This is a genomic window from Actinomycetospora sp. CA-101289, assembly GCF_050955895.1.
Lineage (GTDB): Bacteria > Actinomycetota > Actinomycetes > Mycobacteriales > Pseudonocardiaceae > Actinomycetospora.
This window is the reverse complement of sequence record NZ_CP192093.1, coordinates 1,259,984-1,274,567: the sequence shown is the minus strand read 5'-3', so window position 1 is coordinate 1,274,567 and position 14,584 is coordinate 1,259,984. Positions and strand designations below refer to the sequence as shown.

General features: G+C 73.9%; 16 protein-coding genes. 7 read left to right on the top strand and 9 right to left on the bottom strand.

Translation table 11 applies throughout. From position 1 onward, the window contains the following. Positions 1-3 precede the first annotated feature (3 nt). The gene (locus tag ACQPX6_RS06350) at positions 4-1,356 is read left to right on the top strand and encodes an MFS transporter (protein WP_433786270.1); all 1,353 of its coding nucleotides are present in this window, start codon (positions 4-6) and stop codon (positions 1,354-1,356) included. Beyond that, the gene (locus tag ACQPX6_RS06345; RefSeq protein ID WP_433786268.1) at positions 1,353-2,141 is read left to right on the top strand and encodes an N-acyl homoserine lactonase family protein; all 789 of its coding nucleotides are present in this window, start codon (positions 1,353-1,355) and stop codon (positions 2,139-2,141) included. The genes ACQPX6_RS06350 and ACQPX6_RS06345 overlap by 4 nt, the downstream gene beginning before the upstream one ends. Before the next feature lie 7 nt (positions 2,142-2,148). On the opposite strand, the gene ACQPX6_RS06340 is transcribed toward ACQPX6_RS06345, so the two are convergent. Then, positions 2,149-2,997, bottom strand: coding sequence for a sterol desaturase family protein (locus tag ACQPX6_RS06340; RefSeq protein ID WP_433786266.1), 849 nt, complete (start codon positions 2,995-2,997; stop codon positions 2,149-2,151). Between the two features lie 91 nt (positions 2,998-3,088). Between ACQPX6_RS06340 and ACQPX6_RS06335 the strand changes: the two genes are divergently transcribed. Continuing rightward, complete coding sequence (locus ACQPX6_RS06335) at positions 3,089-4,393, top strand: hemolysin family protein (RefSeq protein ID WP_433786264.1); 1,305 nt, start codon at positions 3,089-3,091, stop codon at positions 4,391-4,393. A 4-nt stretch (positions 4,394-4,397) separates the two neighbouring features. Here the strand turns inward: ACQPX6_RS06335 and ACQPX6_RS06330 are convergent, their stop codons facing one another. After that, on the bottom strand, positions 4,398-5,609 hold the full coding sequence (locus ACQPX6_RS06330; RefSeq protein WP_433786263.1) for a thiolase family protein: 1,212 nt from the start codon (positions 5,607-5,609) through the stop codon (positions 4,398-4,400). Positions 5,610-5,765: 156 nt separating this feature from the next. On the opposite strand from ACQPX6_RS06330, the gene ACQPX6_RS06325 reads away from it, so the two are divergent. Then, entirely contained in the window at positions 5,766-6,125 is a 360-nt protein-coding gene (locus ACQPX6_RS06325) for a GNAT family N-acetyltransferase (protein WP_433786261.1), read from the top strand. Beyond that, a complete protein-coding gene (locus ACQPX6_RS06320; RefSeq protein WP_433786259.1) occupies positions 6,122-6,475 on the top strand; it encodes a UBP-type zinc finger domain-containing protein in 354 nt (117 codons plus the stop codon). Before ACQPX6_RS06325 ends, ACQPX6_RS06320 begins: the two co-directional genes overlap by 4 nt. Here ACQPX6_RS06320 and ACQPX6_RS06315 read toward each other — a convergent pair. Together ACQPX6_RS06315 and ACQPX6_RS06310 are read right to left on the bottom strand one after the other, a co-directional pair. Next, positions 6,472-7,239 carry an FAD-binding oxidoreductase gene (locus tag ACQPX6_RS06315; protein ID WP_433786258.1) on the bottom strand — a complete coding sequence of 256 codons (768 nt, stop codon included), beginning with the start codon at positions 7,237-7,239 and terminating at the stop codon, positions 6,472-6,474. The two genes, ACQPX6_RS06320 and ACQPX6_RS06315, sit on opposite strands and share 4 nt — an antisense overlap. Beyond that, a complete protein-coding gene (locus tag ACQPX6_RS06310) occupies positions 7,214-7,819 on the bottom strand; it encodes a sulfite oxidase-like oxidoreductase (RefSeq protein ID WP_433786257.1) in 606 nt (201 codons plus the stop codon). Before ACQPX6_RS06310 ends, ACQPX6_RS06315 begins: the two co-directional genes overlap by 26 nt. A gap of 191 nt (positions 7,820-8,010) precedes the next feature. On the opposite strand from ACQPX6_RS06310, the gene ACQPX6_RS06305 reads away from it, so the two are divergent. Then, positions 8,011-8,421, top strand: coding sequence for a GlcG/HbpS family heme-binding protein (locus ACQPX6_RS06305; RefSeq protein WP_433786255.1), 411 nt, complete (start codon positions 8,011-8,013; stop codon positions 8,419-8,421). Between the two features lie 66 nt (positions 8,422-8,487). Further along, positions 8,488-9,534, top strand: coding sequence for an LLM class flavin-dependent oxidoreductase (locus tag ACQPX6_RS06300; protein ID WP_433786253.1), 1,047 nt, complete (start codon positions 8,488-8,490; stop codon positions 9,532-9,534). On the opposite strand, the gene ACQPX6_RS06295 is transcribed toward ACQPX6_RS06300, so the two are convergent. The 5 genes from ACQPX6_RS06295 to ACQPX6_RS06275 all read right to left on the bottom strand — a co-directional run bounded on the left by ACQPX6_RS06295 (position 9,531) and on the right by ACQPX6_RS06275 (position 14,531). After that, a complete protein-coding gene (locus ACQPX6_RS06295) occupies positions 9,531-10,340 on the bottom strand; it encodes an oxygenase MpaB family protein (RefSeq protein ID WP_433786251.1) in 810 nt (269 codons plus the stop codon). The genes ACQPX6_RS06300 and ACQPX6_RS06295 overlap by 4 nt on opposite strands. A gap of 16 nt (positions 10,341-10,356) precedes the next feature. After that, positions 10,357-11,493 (bottom strand): acyl-CoA dehydrogenase family protein, encoded by a 1,137-nt coding sequence (locus ACQPX6_RS06290; protein ID WP_433786250.1) that lies wholly within the window; start codon positions 11,491-11,493, stop codon positions 10,357-10,359. Positions 11,494-11,532: 39 nt separating this feature from the next. Further along, entirely contained in the window at positions 11,533-12,228 is a 696-nt protein-coding gene (locus ACQPX6_RS06285; protein WP_433786249.1) for a GntR family transcriptional regulator, read from the bottom strand. Positions 12,229-12,439: 211 nt separating this feature from the next. Then, positions 12,440-13,675, bottom strand: a complete 1,236-nt coding sequence (locus ACQPX6_RS06280; RefSeq protein ID WP_433786247.1) for an MFS transporter — start codon at positions 13,673-13,675, stop codon at positions 12,440-12,442. Positions 13,676-13,712: 37 nt separating this feature from the next. Further along, on the bottom strand, positions 13,713-14,531 hold the full coding sequence (locus ACQPX6_RS06275; protein WP_433786245.1) for an IclR family transcriptional regulator: 819 nt from the start codon (positions 14,529-14,531) through the stop codon (positions 13,713-13,715). Positions 14,532-14,584: the final 53 nt, after the last annotated feature.

Genomic DNA, 14,584 nt, shown 5'->3' with positions numbered 1-14,584 from the left:
CCCGTGTCCTCACCCCCGCCCGCCCCGGCCCCCACCGCCCAGCCGCGGAAGGCGGCCCTGGCGGCCTGGATCGGCAGCGCGCTGGAGTACTACGACTTCTTCATCTACGGCACCGCGGCCGCGCTGGTGTTCAACAAGCTGTTCTTCCCCTCCTCCGCGCCGGCGACCGGCACACTGCTCGCGCTCGCCACGTTCGGCGTCGGCTACCTGGCGCGTCCGATCGGCGCCCTCGTGCTCGGCCACATCGGTGACCGCTTCGGCCGCAAGCGCGTCCTCGTCGCCACCGTGCTGCTCATGGGCATCGCGACGTTCGCGGTCGGCTGCCTGCCCACCTTCTCCACGATCGGCATCGCCGCCCCGATCCTGCTCGTGCTGCTGCGCCTGCTGCAGGGCTTCTCGGCCGGCGGGGAGCAGGCCGGCGCCAACTCCATGAGCCTGGAGCACGCCCCGGCGAACCGCCGCGCCTACTACACGAGCTTCACCCTCGGGGGCACGCAGTTCGGCCAGGTCCTGGCCACGGCGGTGTTCCTGCCGGTGGCCGTGCTGCCCGAGGAGGACCTGCTGACCTGGGGCTGGCGGCTGCCGTTCTGGCTCAGCGCGGTCGTGGTGGTCGCGGGCCTGCTCATCCGCCGCACGCTGGAGGAGACGCCGGTCTTCGAGCGCGAGCGCACGAAGGACGAGGTCGCGCGCCTGCCGCTCGCGGTGCTGTTCCGCGACCACCTCGGCTCGGTGGTGCGCGTGATCTGTGCGTCGACGATCGCCACGGTCAGCACGATCTTCACCGTCTACGCGCTGTCGTACGCGGTGAACACCGTCGGGCTCTCGCGCAGTGCGATGCTGTGGGTGGGCGTGCTCGCCAACATCGTCGCGCTCGCGGCGATCCCGCTCTTCGGCCTGCTCGCCGACCGGATCGGGCGCAAGCCGGTGTTCCTCGCCGGCACGATCGGCTGTGGGGTGCTGATGTTCGGCTACCTCGGCGCGATCTCCACCGGCAACTACGCGCTGATCTTCGTCGTCGGCATCCTCATGTTCGGCGTGGTCCACAGCGCCACCGGCGGCGTGTGGCCCGCCTTCTACGGCGAGATGTTCCCCGCCCGGGTCCGGCTGTCGGGCACGGCCGTCGGCACCCAGATCGGGTTCGCCGTGGCCGGCTTCGCCCCCTCGATCGCGGCCGCGGTCGCCGGCGGGGACGGCAGCAACTGGGTGGCCGTCGCGTCGGTCGTCGCCGTGGTCTGCGTGATCAACGCGGTGGCCGTCGGCACCGGGCGCGACTACGTCCACACGCCCACCGAGCAGCTCGGCGGCGAGCCGGTGCCGCGGTCGTCGTCCGACCGCGTCACGGCCACGGCGTCGTGAGCCCGGAGTCGGAGGCCCCGGAGGTCTTCGTCGTCCACGCGATCCACTTCGCGTCGCGCGAGGGCCTGCGGGGCCAGCACTTCCTCGGCCACGACGATCGGTCCGGCGAGCCACACCCCACCGCGTACTACGTGTGGCTCGCCGTCTCCGACCGGCGGGTGGTGCTCGTCGACGCGGGCCTCGACCCGGAGCACCACTCAGCCCTGCCCGGCCTGGAGTTCCACGGCTCGCCGGTGGACGGGCTCGCCGCGCTGGGCGTCGACCCGGGCGACGTCACCGACGTCGTGCTGACCCACCTGCACCACGACCACACCGGCACCGTGGCCCGCTTCCCGCGGGCGCGGTACGTGGTGCAGCGCGCCGAGGCCGACTACTGGACCGGGCCGGTCGCCGCCCGCATCCACCGCGAGCACTGGCTCTGCACCGACGCGGACGTGCGCCACGTGCTCGGCAGCGACCGCCTCGCGCTCGTCGACGGCGACCGGGAGCTCGCGCCGGGGCTGAGCGTGCACCGCGTCGGCGGGCACACCGCGGGCATGCAGGTGGTGCGCGTGCACACCGCGGCCGGGTGGGTGGTGCTCGCCTCCGACGCGGCCCACTTCGCCGAGAACCTCGCCGACGACCGGCCCGCGCCGATCCTGCACGCGATGCCCGACGTCTACGCCGCGTTCGACCGGGTGCGGGAGCTGGCCGACGCGCCGGAGCTCGTGGTGCCGGGCCACGACCCCGAGGTCACCCGGCGCTTCCCCGCGGTGCCGGGGACGCGGGCGCACCGCATCGCCTGAGGACCGGTCAGACCTCGGCGCGCGGCCGCCACCCCGGCGGGCGCAGGACGTAGCCGACGCGCTCGCGCCACCCGCCGGCCCGTCGCACGTCGCGGGCGATCGCGCCGAACTCGCGGTACTGCAGGGCGAGGACGTTCTGGGTGCCCACGGGGCGGGTGAGCCCGTAGGTCGGGCGGTGCGTCTCCGGCGCGAACGTGCCGAACAGCCGGTCCCAGACGATGAGGATGCCGCCGTAGTTCTTGTCGAGGTACTCGGGATCGCTCGCGTGGTGCACGCGGTGGTGCGACGGGGTGTTGAACACCAGCTCGATCGGGCGCGGGAGCGTGCCGACGCGCTCGGTGTGCACGAGGAACTGGTAGACGAGGTTGATCGAGAAGGCCGTGAACACCATCCAGGGCGGCACGCCGAGCAGCGGCAGCGGCACCCAGAACAGCACCTCGAACCACGGGTTCCACTTTTGGCGCACCGCGGTGGAGTAGTTGAAGTAGGTGCTGTTGTGGTGCGCCTGGTGCGCGGCCCAGAGCAGCCGGATGCGGTGCGAGCTGCGGTGGTAGAGGTACCAGAGGAGGTCAACCCCGAGCAGGACGCCGACCCAGGTCAGCGGGTGCGCCGGGTCGAGGCGCAGCGGGGTCAGCTCGTAGAGCACCGCGTAGCCCAGCAGGGCCAGCCCGCGCGCGATCCCGGTGAACACCAGCGACCCGAGGCCCATGGTGATGCTGGTCCAGGCGTCGCGGCGCTCGTAGCCGCGCAGGTCGTCGTCGGCCAGGACGTGGAACGACACGGCCTCGAGCAGGATGAAGGCGACGAAGAACGGCGCCGCCACCACCACCGGGTCCCGCAGGGTCTCCGCCAGCACGGCGTCACCCTGACCGGCGGAGCGGCCCGGGGCAAGACGCCCGGCTCCCCGCCCGACTCCTCCGATACCTCCCGGCTGGGAGGATCGGGGGGTGGACGTCGCGCTCGAGATCGGGCTGGTGCTGCTCTTCGTGCTCATCGGCGGCTTCTTCGCCGCCGCGGAGATCGCGCTGGTGTCGCTGCGCTCGGGGCAGGTGACGGCGCTCGCCGAGGGCAGCGCGCGGGGGCGGGCGGTGGCCCGCCTGCGCGGCGACTCGAACCGCTTCCTGTCCGCCGTGCAGATCGGCGTGACGTTCACCGGCTTCTTCGCCTCGAGCTACGGCGGCGCGACGCTCGCCACCCGCCTGCAGCCGGGGCTCGCGGGGCTCGGCCTGCCGATCGCGCTCGCGTCGACCGCGGCTCTCGTGCTGGTCACGGCGCTGGTGTCGTACCTGTCGCTGGTGGTGGGCGAGCTGGTGCCCAAGCGCCTGGCGCTGCAGAAGCCCGAGGCGGTGTCGCTGACGACGGCGCCGGTGCTCGACCGCCTCGCGACGCTCACCCGACCGCTGATCTGGCTGCTGTCGCGCTCGACCAACGCGGTCGTGCGGGTGCTCGGCGTCGACCCGCGCACACCCGCCGACGAGGTCAGCGAGGACGAGCTGCGCGACATGGTGCGCACCACGAGCACCCTGACCGCCGCCGAGCGCCGCCTGCTCACCGACGCCTTCACCGCCACCGACCGCGTCATCAGCGAGGTCATGGTGCCGCGCACCGAGGTGGACTTCCTCGACGCCGACGTCCTCGCCACCGACGCCGTCACGCACGTCAGCGACCGCCCGCACTCGCGCTACCCCGTCATCGGCGACACGGTCGACGACGTCGTCGGCGTGGTCCACGTCCGCGACCTGCTCACCGCGCGCCCACTGCCCGACGGCACGCCGCCGCGGCTGCGCGACCTCGCGCGCACCGTGACGATCCTGCCCGGCAGCAAGCCGGTGCTCGACACGCTGTCGTTGATGCGCCGCGGCGGTGGGCACCTCGCCGTGGTCATCGACGAGTACGGCGGCACCGACGGCATCGTCACCGTCGAGGACCTCGTCGAGGAGATCGTCGGCGAGATCCGCGACGAGTACGACCCCAAGGCCGTGCCCGCCCGGCCGCAGGCCGACGGCACCTGGGAGGCCGACGGCCTGCTGCACCGCAGCGACGTCGCCGAGCAGACCGGGATCACGCTGCCCGAGGGGTCGTTCGACACGCTCGGCGGCTTCGTGCTGCAGGAGCTCGGGCGCACCCCGGACGTCGGCGACGCCGTCGACGGCCTCGGCCACCGCTTCACCGTCGCGGCCGTCGACGGGCACCGCGTGGCCCGGGTGCGCATCACGCCCCTGACCCCGGCCGAGGGGCACGCACCGAGCTGAGCACCTACCGGTCGATCCTCTCGACGATCGTGGCGTTGGCGGTGCCGCCGGCCTCGCACATGGTCTGCAGTCCGTAGCGCCCGCCGGTCTGCTCGAGGACGCCGAGCAGGGTGGTGGCCAGCCGCGCGCCGCTGGCGCCGAGCGGGTGGCCGATGGAGATCGCGCCGCCGTTCACGTTGACCCGCGCCGGGTCGGCGCCGGTCTCGGCGATCCACGACAGCACCACCGACGCGAAGGCCTCGTTGACCTCGAAGGCGTCGATGTCGCCCAGCGCGAGCCCGGCGCGGGCGAGCACCTTCGCGGTCGCGGGGATGATCCCGGTGAGCATGGAGACCGGGTCGTCGCCGGTGACCGTCGCGGTGTGCACCCGGGCGCGCGGGGTCCACCCGTGGGCGGCGGCGATCTCCGAGGTCGTCACGAGCAGGGCCGCGGCGCCGTCGTTGTAGGGGCTGGCGTTGCCCGCGGTCACCGAGAAGTCGATCTCACCGAAGCGCTCGGTCCAGCGGGCGTCGGCGAAGGCGGGACGCAGGCCGGCGAGGGCCTCGGCGGTGGTGCCGGGGCGGATGGTCTCGTCGGTCTCGAGCCGCTCGAGCGAGCCGTCGGCACGCGCCGACTTCAGCGGCGCGACCTCGGCGGCGAACCGGCCGTCCGCCCACGCCGCGGCGGCCTTCTGGTGGCTCGCGAGCGCGAACTCGTCGAGCTGCGTGCGCGACAGGCCCCAGCGGCGCGCGATGAGCTCCGCGCTCACGCCCTGCGGGACCAGCCCCGGCGCGTAGCGACCGGCCACCGACGGGCCGGCGACGTCCTGGCGGACGCCGTCCACGACCGTCTGGCTGCCGATGGGGATGCGCGACATCGACTCGACCCCCGACGCGATCGCGATGTCGTAGGCCCCGGCGGCCACGCCCTGCGCGGCGAACGAGAGCGCCTGCTGGCTCGACCCGCACTGGCGGTCGACCGTCACCCCGGGCACCGACTCGGGGAAGCCCGCGGCCAGCGCCGCGAAGCGGGTGGTGTTGCCGCTCTGCTCGCCGACCTGCCCCACCGCGCCGCCGATCACGTCGTCGACCTCGGCGGGGTCGAGCCCCGTCCGGTCGACGAGTGCCCGCAGCACGTGCGCGTGCAGCTCCACCGGGTGCACCTGCGCGTACGCCCCACCGGGCTTGCCCTTGGCGAGCGGGGTGCGCACGGCGTCGACGATGACCGCGTCCCTCATGGTTCCTCCTCGTGGACCGACCGGTCCCGGACCGATCGGTCCCGATCGTGCGCCCGCCCGGGGAGGACGTCAACGCGGGGTGCCGCAGTTCACCGGCGCTCGCCGCCGGGCGGGAGCAGGATGGGGCGGGGCGGGGGCGAGCCGAGGAGGAGAGCGATGGGCGACGAGAACGACGTCCGGGTGGACGTGGACCTCGACGGCGACAGCGCCGTGCTGCGGGTCGACGGCACCGAGGCCGGGCACATGGACATGCACCACCGCCACGGCGACGGCGACGCCCCCGCGGCGGTCGTCCTGGTGCACACCGAGGTCGACGACGCCTACGAGGGCCGGGGGCTGGCCAGCCGGCTCGTCCGGGCGGTGTTCGAGGCCGCCCGCGCGGCGGGAGCGCCCGTCGTCCCGCGGTGCCCCTACGTGCAGCACTGGCTCGGCTCGCACCCCGAGTACCTGGCCGACGTACCCGCCGACGACCGCCGGGCCCTCGGGCTGGCGGCGCCCACCGAGGAGGCCTCGTGACGTCGAGCGACGGGCCCGAGATCGACCCGCACGCCCAGCCCTCGGGCACCGGCTGCCGGGAGTGCGACGCGGCCGGCGGGTGGTGGTTCCACCTGCGCCGCTGCGCCGCGTGCGGGCACATCGGGTGCTGCGACTCCTCGCCGAGCCAGCACGCGACCCGTCACGCCCGCGAGCAGGGGCACCCGATCCTCACGAGCTTCGAGCCCGGCGAGGACTGGTTCTTCGACGACCGCGACGGCACGGTGGGCCACGGCCCGGTGCTGGCCGGGGCGCAGAACCACCCGGAGGACCAGACGGTGCCCGGGCCGGCCGACCGCGTCCCGGCCGACTGGCAACGCCACCTGAACTAGCCCGTGGGGCCGAAGCGCTCCACACGGATCGTCCCCGCGGGCTGGCCCGCGTCCACGAGCAGCGTCTCCATCGCGCCGGTGAAGCGCGCGGAGCCGCAGAGGTACACGGCCGCGGCCGGGTCGACGAGCGCGCCGATCGCCTCGGCGTCGAGGCGCCCGGCGTGCGGCCCGGTCTCGCGGGTCAGCGCGATCCGGGCGCCGGCGGCCTCGAGCTCGCCGGCGTAGGGCAGGCGCGCCCGGGTGGTGGCGCTGACCGCGAGGCGCAGGCGCTCGACGTGCCCGAGGTCGCCGGCGTGGCGGAGCATGCCCACGAGCGGCGCCACCCCGCTGCCCCCGCCGATGCCGATCGCCGGGGTGCGCCCGCTCCACACGAACCAGCGCCCGATCGGCCCCCGGACCTCGAGCTCGTCGCCGGGCTCGACGACGTCGGCGAGGTAGCCCGACACCTCGCCGTCCTCGATGCGCTCCACGAACAGCTCGACGAGGTCGTCGCCCGGCGCCGAGGCCACCGAGTACGAGCGCTGCGCGGTGTAGCCGTCAGGGGTGCGCAGGCGCACCACGTAGTGCTGGCCGGGGTGGTGCTGCACCCGCTCGGGCACGGCGAGGCGCAGCACCACCGCGTCGACCGCGGGGTGCGCGACCTCGACGACCCGCGCGTCGCGCCACTTCGCCGCCGCGCGCCGGTCGTTCGGCCCGCCCGCGCGGTCGTCGGGGACGGTGTACTGCTCCGGGTCCGGCTCAGTCCCCGTCGAAGCGCTGCTCACGCCAGGGGTCGCCTCGCTCGTGATAGCCGTTCACCTCCCAGAAGCCGGGCTCGTCGTGGTCGAGCAGCGTGATCTTCGAGATCCACTTCGCCGACTTCCAGAAGTACAGGTGCGGCACGAGCATCCGCACCGGGCCGCCGTGCTCGCGGGTCAGCGGCTTGCCCTCGTGCTCCCACACCAGCCAGGCCTTGCCGCCGGTGACGTCCGCGATCGGGAGGTTGGTGGTGTAGCCGGTGGTGGACGTCTCGACGACGAAGGTCGCCTCCGGCCGCACGCCGACCGCCGCGAACAGCGTGTCGACCGAGATGCCGGTGAAGTTCGTGTCCAGCTTCGACCACGTGGTGACGCAGTGGATGTCGCCGGCGTACACCGAGGGCGGCAGCGTGCGCAGCTCGCGCAGCGTCCAGGTCTTCGAGGTCTCGACGAGACCGTCGACGGTGACCGTCCACGTGTCGGCGTCCACGCGGGGCGTGGCCTCCGCGGTGAGCACCGGCCACCCGGCGCCGACGTCGTACTGGCCGGGCGGCAGGCGCGGATCGCGCTCCTTGCGCCGCCCGAGGAAACCGCGCGTGGTCGCCACGTCATCACTCCGTCTCGGCCGGGTCCTGCTGACTCCCCGTCGACCCTAGTGAACGCGCGGCCTCCCGCGATCCGTCGAATGACTCAGCGCTCGTCGAGGGACCGGGTGCTCGACGCCACGCGGTGGCGCGGCCACGATGGCGGGCGGGCGTCGACCCACCGGCGTCGCCCGCAGTCCGGAGAGGACCCACCATGCGCTCGATCGAGACCGTGACCCTGGACGACGCCCGCCGCGTGATCGCCGCCGGGGAGAAGGCGGCGGACGAGCAGGGTCAGCCGGTGAACATCGCCGTCGTCGACGTGGGCGGTGTCCTCGTGGCCCACGTCCGCCAGGACGGCGCGTGGATCGGCAGCGTCGACGTGGCGATCAACAAGGCGTTCAGCGCCCGCGCGTTCGACGTGTCGACCGAGGGCCTCGGCACGAACGCCCAGCCGGGCGGGCAGTTCTACGGCATCCAGGACTCCAACCACGGCCGCATCATGATCTTCGCGGGCGGCGTCCCCCTGATGTCGGGCGACTCCGTGGTCGGCGCCGTGGGCGTCAGCGGCGGCACCGGCGAGCAGGACCAGGCGGTGGCCACGGCGGCGGCCGCCGCGTTGTAGCCGGGGAACACCCCTGGCCCGGCCGTCGTTGCCCGGTCACCGGATTCACCGGAGAGGAGCCCCGCCGTGCCCACGCCCGACGTCCCGCTCGAGAAGCTGGGTTTCCTGACTCTCGGCCTGTTCGACGGGGACGACCCCGGCCCCGGCATGGAGAGCACGCTCGAGGTCATCGAGCTGGGCGACCGGCTGGGCTTCGACAGCGCCTACCTGCGCCACCGGCACTTCCAGACCGGCATCTCCTCGCCCATCGCGATCATGGCCGCGGCCTCGCAGCGCACGACGCGCATCGCGATGGGGACGGCGGTGACACCGCTGGGCTGGGAGAACCCGCTGCGGATGGCCGAGGACCTCGCGACCGTCGACATCCTGTCCGGCGGGCGCCTCGAGCCCGGCTTCAGCGTCGGCCCGCCCATCCACTGGGACGACGTCAAGGGCGCGCTCTACCCCGACACCGCCGACGTCGAGGACCTGACCTACGAGCGCGTCGCCCGCTTCCTGCGGATGGTGCGCGGCGAGCCGGTCAGCACGTTCTCCGGCACCCAGGGCTTCGAGGAGTTCTCCGCCCGCGTCGAGCCGCACTCCCCCGGCCTGGCCGACCGCATCTGGTACGGCGCCGGCAGCAGGCGCTCGACGCAGTGGGCCGCCGAGCAGGGCCTGAACCTGCTCACCAGCAACATCATCAAGCCCGAGGACAGCGACCTCGAGACCGACGGACGCTGGGACTTCGCCGCGATCCAGCAGCGCCAGATCGCCCTGTTCAGGGCGCACCACCCCGCGGGCGAGGCGGCGCGCGTCTCGCAGGGCCTCGTCGTGATCCCGACCGACTCGGCGACGCCGGAGCAGCGCGCCAAGTACGAGGCCTACGTCGAGAAGCGCACCCCGCGCACCGCCGCCCCGATGGGCCCGCCCGGACCGGGCCTGCTCGCGGCGCCCGACGTTCTGGGCACCTCCGAGGAGGTCGCCGAGAAGCTGTACGCCGACGCCGCGTTCCGCGAGGTCCGCGAGGTCGTCTTCGCGCTGCCGTTCACGTTCGAGCACGAGGACTACGTGCAGATCCTCACCGACATGGCCACGAAGCTGGGGCCGGCGCTCGGCTGGAAGCCGGCCTCCTAGACGAGGGCCAGGCCCAGCCGCCGCCGCACCCGCAGGTCGGCCAGGGCAGTGCTGTAGGGCGCCTGCCGGACGAACGGCGGGAGCCGGTGCACGATCGCGCCGAGGCGGCGGCCCCGGTCCTCGAACCGGCGCTGGTCGGCGGCCGACCACTCCAGGCCCAGCAGCGCGCGGAACGGCTCGTGCAGGAACCCCGTGGTCCAGAACGCCCGCGTCGACGCCGTCGCCCGGCGCACCGGCTCCGGCAGGAAGTCGCCGCGCAGGAGCCGGTGGAAGTGGGCGCGGACAGCGTCGTCGATCCGCACGTGGGTCAGCCCGTCGTCCCACGCGTCGTCGAAGGCGGCGCGGTCGGCGGGCCACTGCTCGGGCCGCACCTGCAGCGTCGTCCCGAGCGTCGCGCACTCCCGGTAGACGTCGTCCGGCAGGCGCATACCGGGCGCGCCGGCGAGCAGGCCCCAGGTGTCCTCGAACGCGCGGTAGAGGCACAGCGCGACCCAGCGCTGCAGCTCCGGATCGAAGGCGTCGTAGGACACCGGACTCTCCGCGGTGCTGTGCACCTGGGCGTGCGAGCGGCCCACCGCCCGCCGGTACGCGCACCGTTCCTCGACGGTGCCGAGCAGGGCCACGGCGAGGTAGGCGTTGGTGGTCCGGAAGCGGTGCAGCGGGTGGAGCATGACGTTGCCGGAGTCGACGCGGCTCTCGGCGACCCCGTGCCCGACCCCCGGCCACGACAGCTCCATGACCACGTTCGCGGTGGCCGAGAGCACGACCGGGCCGAGCACGAGGTCCCGGGCCGATCGCGGCTCCACGGGGGGCAGCACGCCCCTACAGCCCCAGCGTCTTGCCGATGATGTCGCGCTGGATCTCGCTGGTGCCGCCGTAGACGGTGGAGACCACGCTCTGGCGCAGCAGCCGCTCCATGCCGTACTCGGTGGCGTAGCCGTAGCCGCCGAGCATCTGCATGCCCTCGAGCGAGAGGTGCTTGGCGATCTCGGTGGCCTTGAGCTTGGCCATCGACGCCTCGCGCGGGAACAGCGCGCCCGGGTTCGCGTCGATCGTGCGGGCGGTGTCGTGCACGAGCAGCTTCGTCGCGGCGAGCTCGGTCGCGTTGTCGGCGATCCGGTGGCGCATCGCCTGGAAGCTGCCGACGGGCCGCCCGAACTGCTTGCGCTCCTTGACGTAGGCGAGGGTGTCGTCGAACGCCCGGCGCGCGAGGCCGAGCATCAGCCCGGCGAGGATCATGCGCTCGAGGTTGAGCCCGGCCATGAGCTGGCGCCAGCCCTGCCCCTCGGTGCCGACGACGGCGTCGGCGGGCAGGTGGCAGTCGGTGAAGTAGAGGTCGTTGACCTCCTTGCCGCCCATGGTCTCGATGCCGTGCATCTCGAGGCCGTCGGCGTCGGTGGGGACCATGAACATCGTCAGGCCCTCGTGCTTGCCGCCCTCGGTGGAGGTGCGCGCGACCAGCAGGATGTGCTTCGAGATGTGGGCGTTGGAGCACCACGTCTTCTGGCCGTTGACCACCCAGCCGTCCTCGGACTTCTCGGCCTTGCAGACGAGCCCGCCGACGTCGGAGCCCGCGCCGGGCTCGGACATCGAGATCGCGAGCAGCTCGCCGTTGATGACGTCGCTGAGCAACTGCTGCTTCTGCTCCTCGGACCCGGACCGCTCGAGCGCGGCGGCGGTGATGATCGTGGTGCCGAAGCCGCCGATGGGGATCTGGTGGTACGAGGTCTCCTCGAGGAAGACGAGCAGGTCGGTCATCGACCCGCCGGACCCGCCGTACGCCTCGGGCAGCGCGATGCCGAGCCAGCCCTGGTCGGCCATCTTGCGGTAGATCTCCATCGAGTGCGGGCCCTCGACGGTCAGCTCGTCGCGCCGCGCCTTGTCGGGCACCTCGCGGCGGGCGAACTCGCCGATGGCGGTCGCGAGGTCCTGCTGCTCCTCGGTGAGGGTGACGGGCATCGTCGGTCTCCTGGGCGTCTCTGGCGTGTCTCTGGGTGATCAGGTCTCGTCCCAGAAGCCGACGGCCTCCAGGTGGGCGACGAGGAGGTCGCGGCCGTCGAGGACGTGGCCCGCCATCGCCGCGCGGGCGGTGTCGGCGTCGCCGGCGGCCAGGGCCGCGAGCAGCCGCCGGTGGGCGTCCACCGTGGCGGTGCGCCAGGCCTCGCGGTCGGTGTAGAAGCGCGGCGGCAGGTAGTGCGCGGCGCGCCCCACCAGCCACGCGAGCTTGCGCGCGCCGCCGGCCCGGTTGAGCGCGGCGTGGAAGCGGTGCTCGGCCTCGGCGAGGGCGAGGTCGCCCGGCTCACCGTTCACGATGAGCGCGTCGACCTCCGCGGCCAGGTCGCGCAGCACCGCGAGCCCGTCGGCGTCCAGGGCGGTGGCGGCGCGCGCGGCGAGCTCGCCGGTGAGGTGGGCCTGCACGGCGAACAGGTCGACGACGTCACCGCGGTCGAGCGGCGCGACGACGAAGCCGCGGCGCGGCAGGGCGCGCACCATGTCGTCGGCGCGCAGCGCCTGCAGCGCCTCGCGCACCGGCGTCGGGCTGACGCCGAGCTCGACGGCCAGGCGGTCGGGCCGCAGGAACGTCCCCGGGCGCAGCACGCCGGAGAGGATGCGCTCGCGCAGCTGCAGCACGACCCGCTCCGGCAGCGCCGGGGCGTCCCCCGGCACGGCGGTGTCGGGGGCGGCGCTGCTCACCGCCGCGACGATATCCTATGGGATTTGTCGCGAACCAGGAGAGGCCCGAGATCAACAGGCCGAAACGCACCTCACGAGGTGCTCGCAAGGTGCGTTTCGGCCTGGTGATCTTCGGCTCAGGCGACGCGGGCTTCCCCGGCCGTGCCGGTGCGGGCACGACGGGTGTACCGGGACGCCGCGACCGCACCGACCCCGGTCAGCACCGTGATGATCACGAGGTAGGCCGAGGCCCCGACGATGCCCAGCGGCGAGGCGAGCAGCAGCGTCGTGAAGATCGGGGCGAGCGCGCCGCCGACGATCGAGCCGAGCTGGTAGCCCACCGACGCGCCGCTGTAGCGGATCTCGGTGGGTAGCACTCGGCGGCGAGCGCCGCTGACGGTCCCCACATCGGAGCCGACGCCCAGCGCGCCCCGGCCACCGCGACGGCGATGAGCACCAGCGAGCCCGTCGCGAGCAGCGGCAGGAACACGGCGGCGACCACGGCGGTGGCGATGCTGCCGGCGACGATCGTGCGGCTGAGGCCCCAGCGGTCCGACGCGGCGGAGAACCACAGGATGATCGGCACCTCGAGCACGGCGACGACCAGCACGATCGCGATGAGCGGGGCGCGCGGGAGCCCGAGCTGCGAGGAGCCGTACTGGATGGAGTACGTCGCGGCCATGTAGCCGATGCCCGTGATCCCGGTGAACATGGCGATCCCGCAGAGCACCTGCGGGAAGTGGTGGCGCAGCACCGAGGCCAGCGGCAGGGCCATCGAGCCGGTGCGCTTCACGGCGACGAACTCCGAGCTCTCCTCGATCTGCAGCCGCACGTACAGCCCGACGGCGACGAGCAGCGCGCTGGCCAGGAACGGGATGCGCCAGCCCCAGGACGCGAACGCCTCGGCGGGCATCGCGGCCGCGAGCACGAGGAACGCCGCGTTGGACGCGATGAGCCCGATCGGGACGCCGAGCTGGGGGAAGCTGCCGTAGAAGCCGCGCTTGGACTCCGGTGCGTGCTCGACGGAGATGAGCACGGCGCCGCCCCACTCGCCGCCCACCGCGAAGCCCTGCACGAGGCGCAGCACCACGAGCAGGACCGGCGCCAGCGCCCCGATGGTCGCGTAGGTCGGCAGGGCGCCGATGAGCGTCGTCGCGATGCCCATCGTGACCAGCGTCGTCACCAGCGTGGCCTTGCGCCCGATGCGGTCGCCGAGGTGGCCGAACACCACGCCGCCGATGGGGCGGGCGATGAAGCCGACCGCGAAGGTGGCGAACGCGGCGAGCGTGCCCGTGAACGTCGAGGTCTTGGGGAAGAACTGCGGCGCGAAGACGGTCACGGCGGCGAGGCCGTAGATGTAGAAGTCGTACCACTCGATCGACGTGCCCACGAGGCTCGCGAACGCGACCTTGCGGACCTCGCGGGCGGAGCGTGCGGGCGGTGAGGGTGCGGCTGAGGACGTGGACACGGGGCCTCCAGGCGGCAGGGGTCGTCCGGGGTGGTGGTCAGCGGGGTGGGGGCGGGCGCCGGCGGCGGCCGGCGGCGAGGGCGTGCGAGACGCCGCCGGCGCTGGTGCGCACGAGGGGCGCGAGCGCCGCGATGTTCGCGTCGTGGTGGGCCACCACCGACAGCGCGGCCACGACCTCGCCGGACGCGTCGCGGACCGGGGCGGCGACCGACGTCGCGTCGGTGGTGATCTGGCGCTCGCTCACGGCGTAGCCGCGGGTGCGCACGGCGGCGAGCGTCTCCCGGATGCGCGCGGGGTCGGTGAGCGTCCACGGGGTGTGGCGCGGGAACGGGCCCTCGAGCACGCGCTCGACGACGTCGGCCGGCGCGTGCGCGAGCAGCACGAGGCCCACGCCGGTGGCCGTCATGGCCCACCGGCCGCCGACGCGGATGTGCACGCCGACCGCGCGGGTGCCGGCGAGGCGCTCGACGTAAACGATCTCGTCGTCCTCGCGCACCGCGAGCTGGACGTTCTCGCGGGTCACCGCGCAGAGGTCCTCGAGGTAGGGCAGCGCCCGCTCGCGCAGGCCGGGACCGCGGGGGGCGAGCGCGCCGACCTCCCAGAGCCGAAGGCCGACCTGGTAGCGGCCGGCGCCGTCGCGCTCGACCGCGCCCCAGGTCTCGAGCTCGGCGATGAGCCGGTGCGCCGTCGACAACGGGACCCCGGAGCGCCGGGAGATCTCGCTGAGCGTCAGCGTCGGGCGCTCGTCGGAGAACGCCTCGAGCAGGCGCAGCGCGCGGGCGACGACGGGTCCGGTCGAGACGCGCTCCGCGCCCGGCTCGGGAGCGGGGTGCGGGACGGCACGGGCGACGGCCATGTCCCCTCCGGTGGCGTCGACGTCACGGATCGCCGGAGTGTGCGGGCCGTCAC

Excerpts from the sequence above, each read along its gene's own strand:
- ACQPX6_RS06275 (WP_433786245.1), bottom strand. The coding sequence starts at position 14,531 with ATGGCCGTCGCCCGTGCCGTCCCGCACCCCGCTCCCGAGCCGGGCGCG.
- ACQPX6_RS06305 (WP_433786255.1), top strand. The coding sequence starts at position 8,011 with ATGCGCTCGATCGAGACCGTGACCCTGGACGACGCCCGCCGCGTGATC.
- ACQPX6_RS06330 (WP_433786263.1), bottom strand. The coding sequence starts at position 5,609 with ATGAGGGACGCGGTCATCGTCGACGCCGTGCGCACCCCGCTCGCCAAG.
- ACQPX6_RS06290 (WP_433786250.1), bottom strand. The coding sequence starts at position 11,493 with ATGCCCGTCACCCTCACCGAGGAGCAGCAGGACCTCGCGACCGCCATC.
- ACQPX6_RS06325 (WP_433786261.1), top strand. The coding sequence starts at position 5,766 with ATGGGCGACGAGAACGACGTCCGGGTGGACGTGGACCTCGACGGCGAC.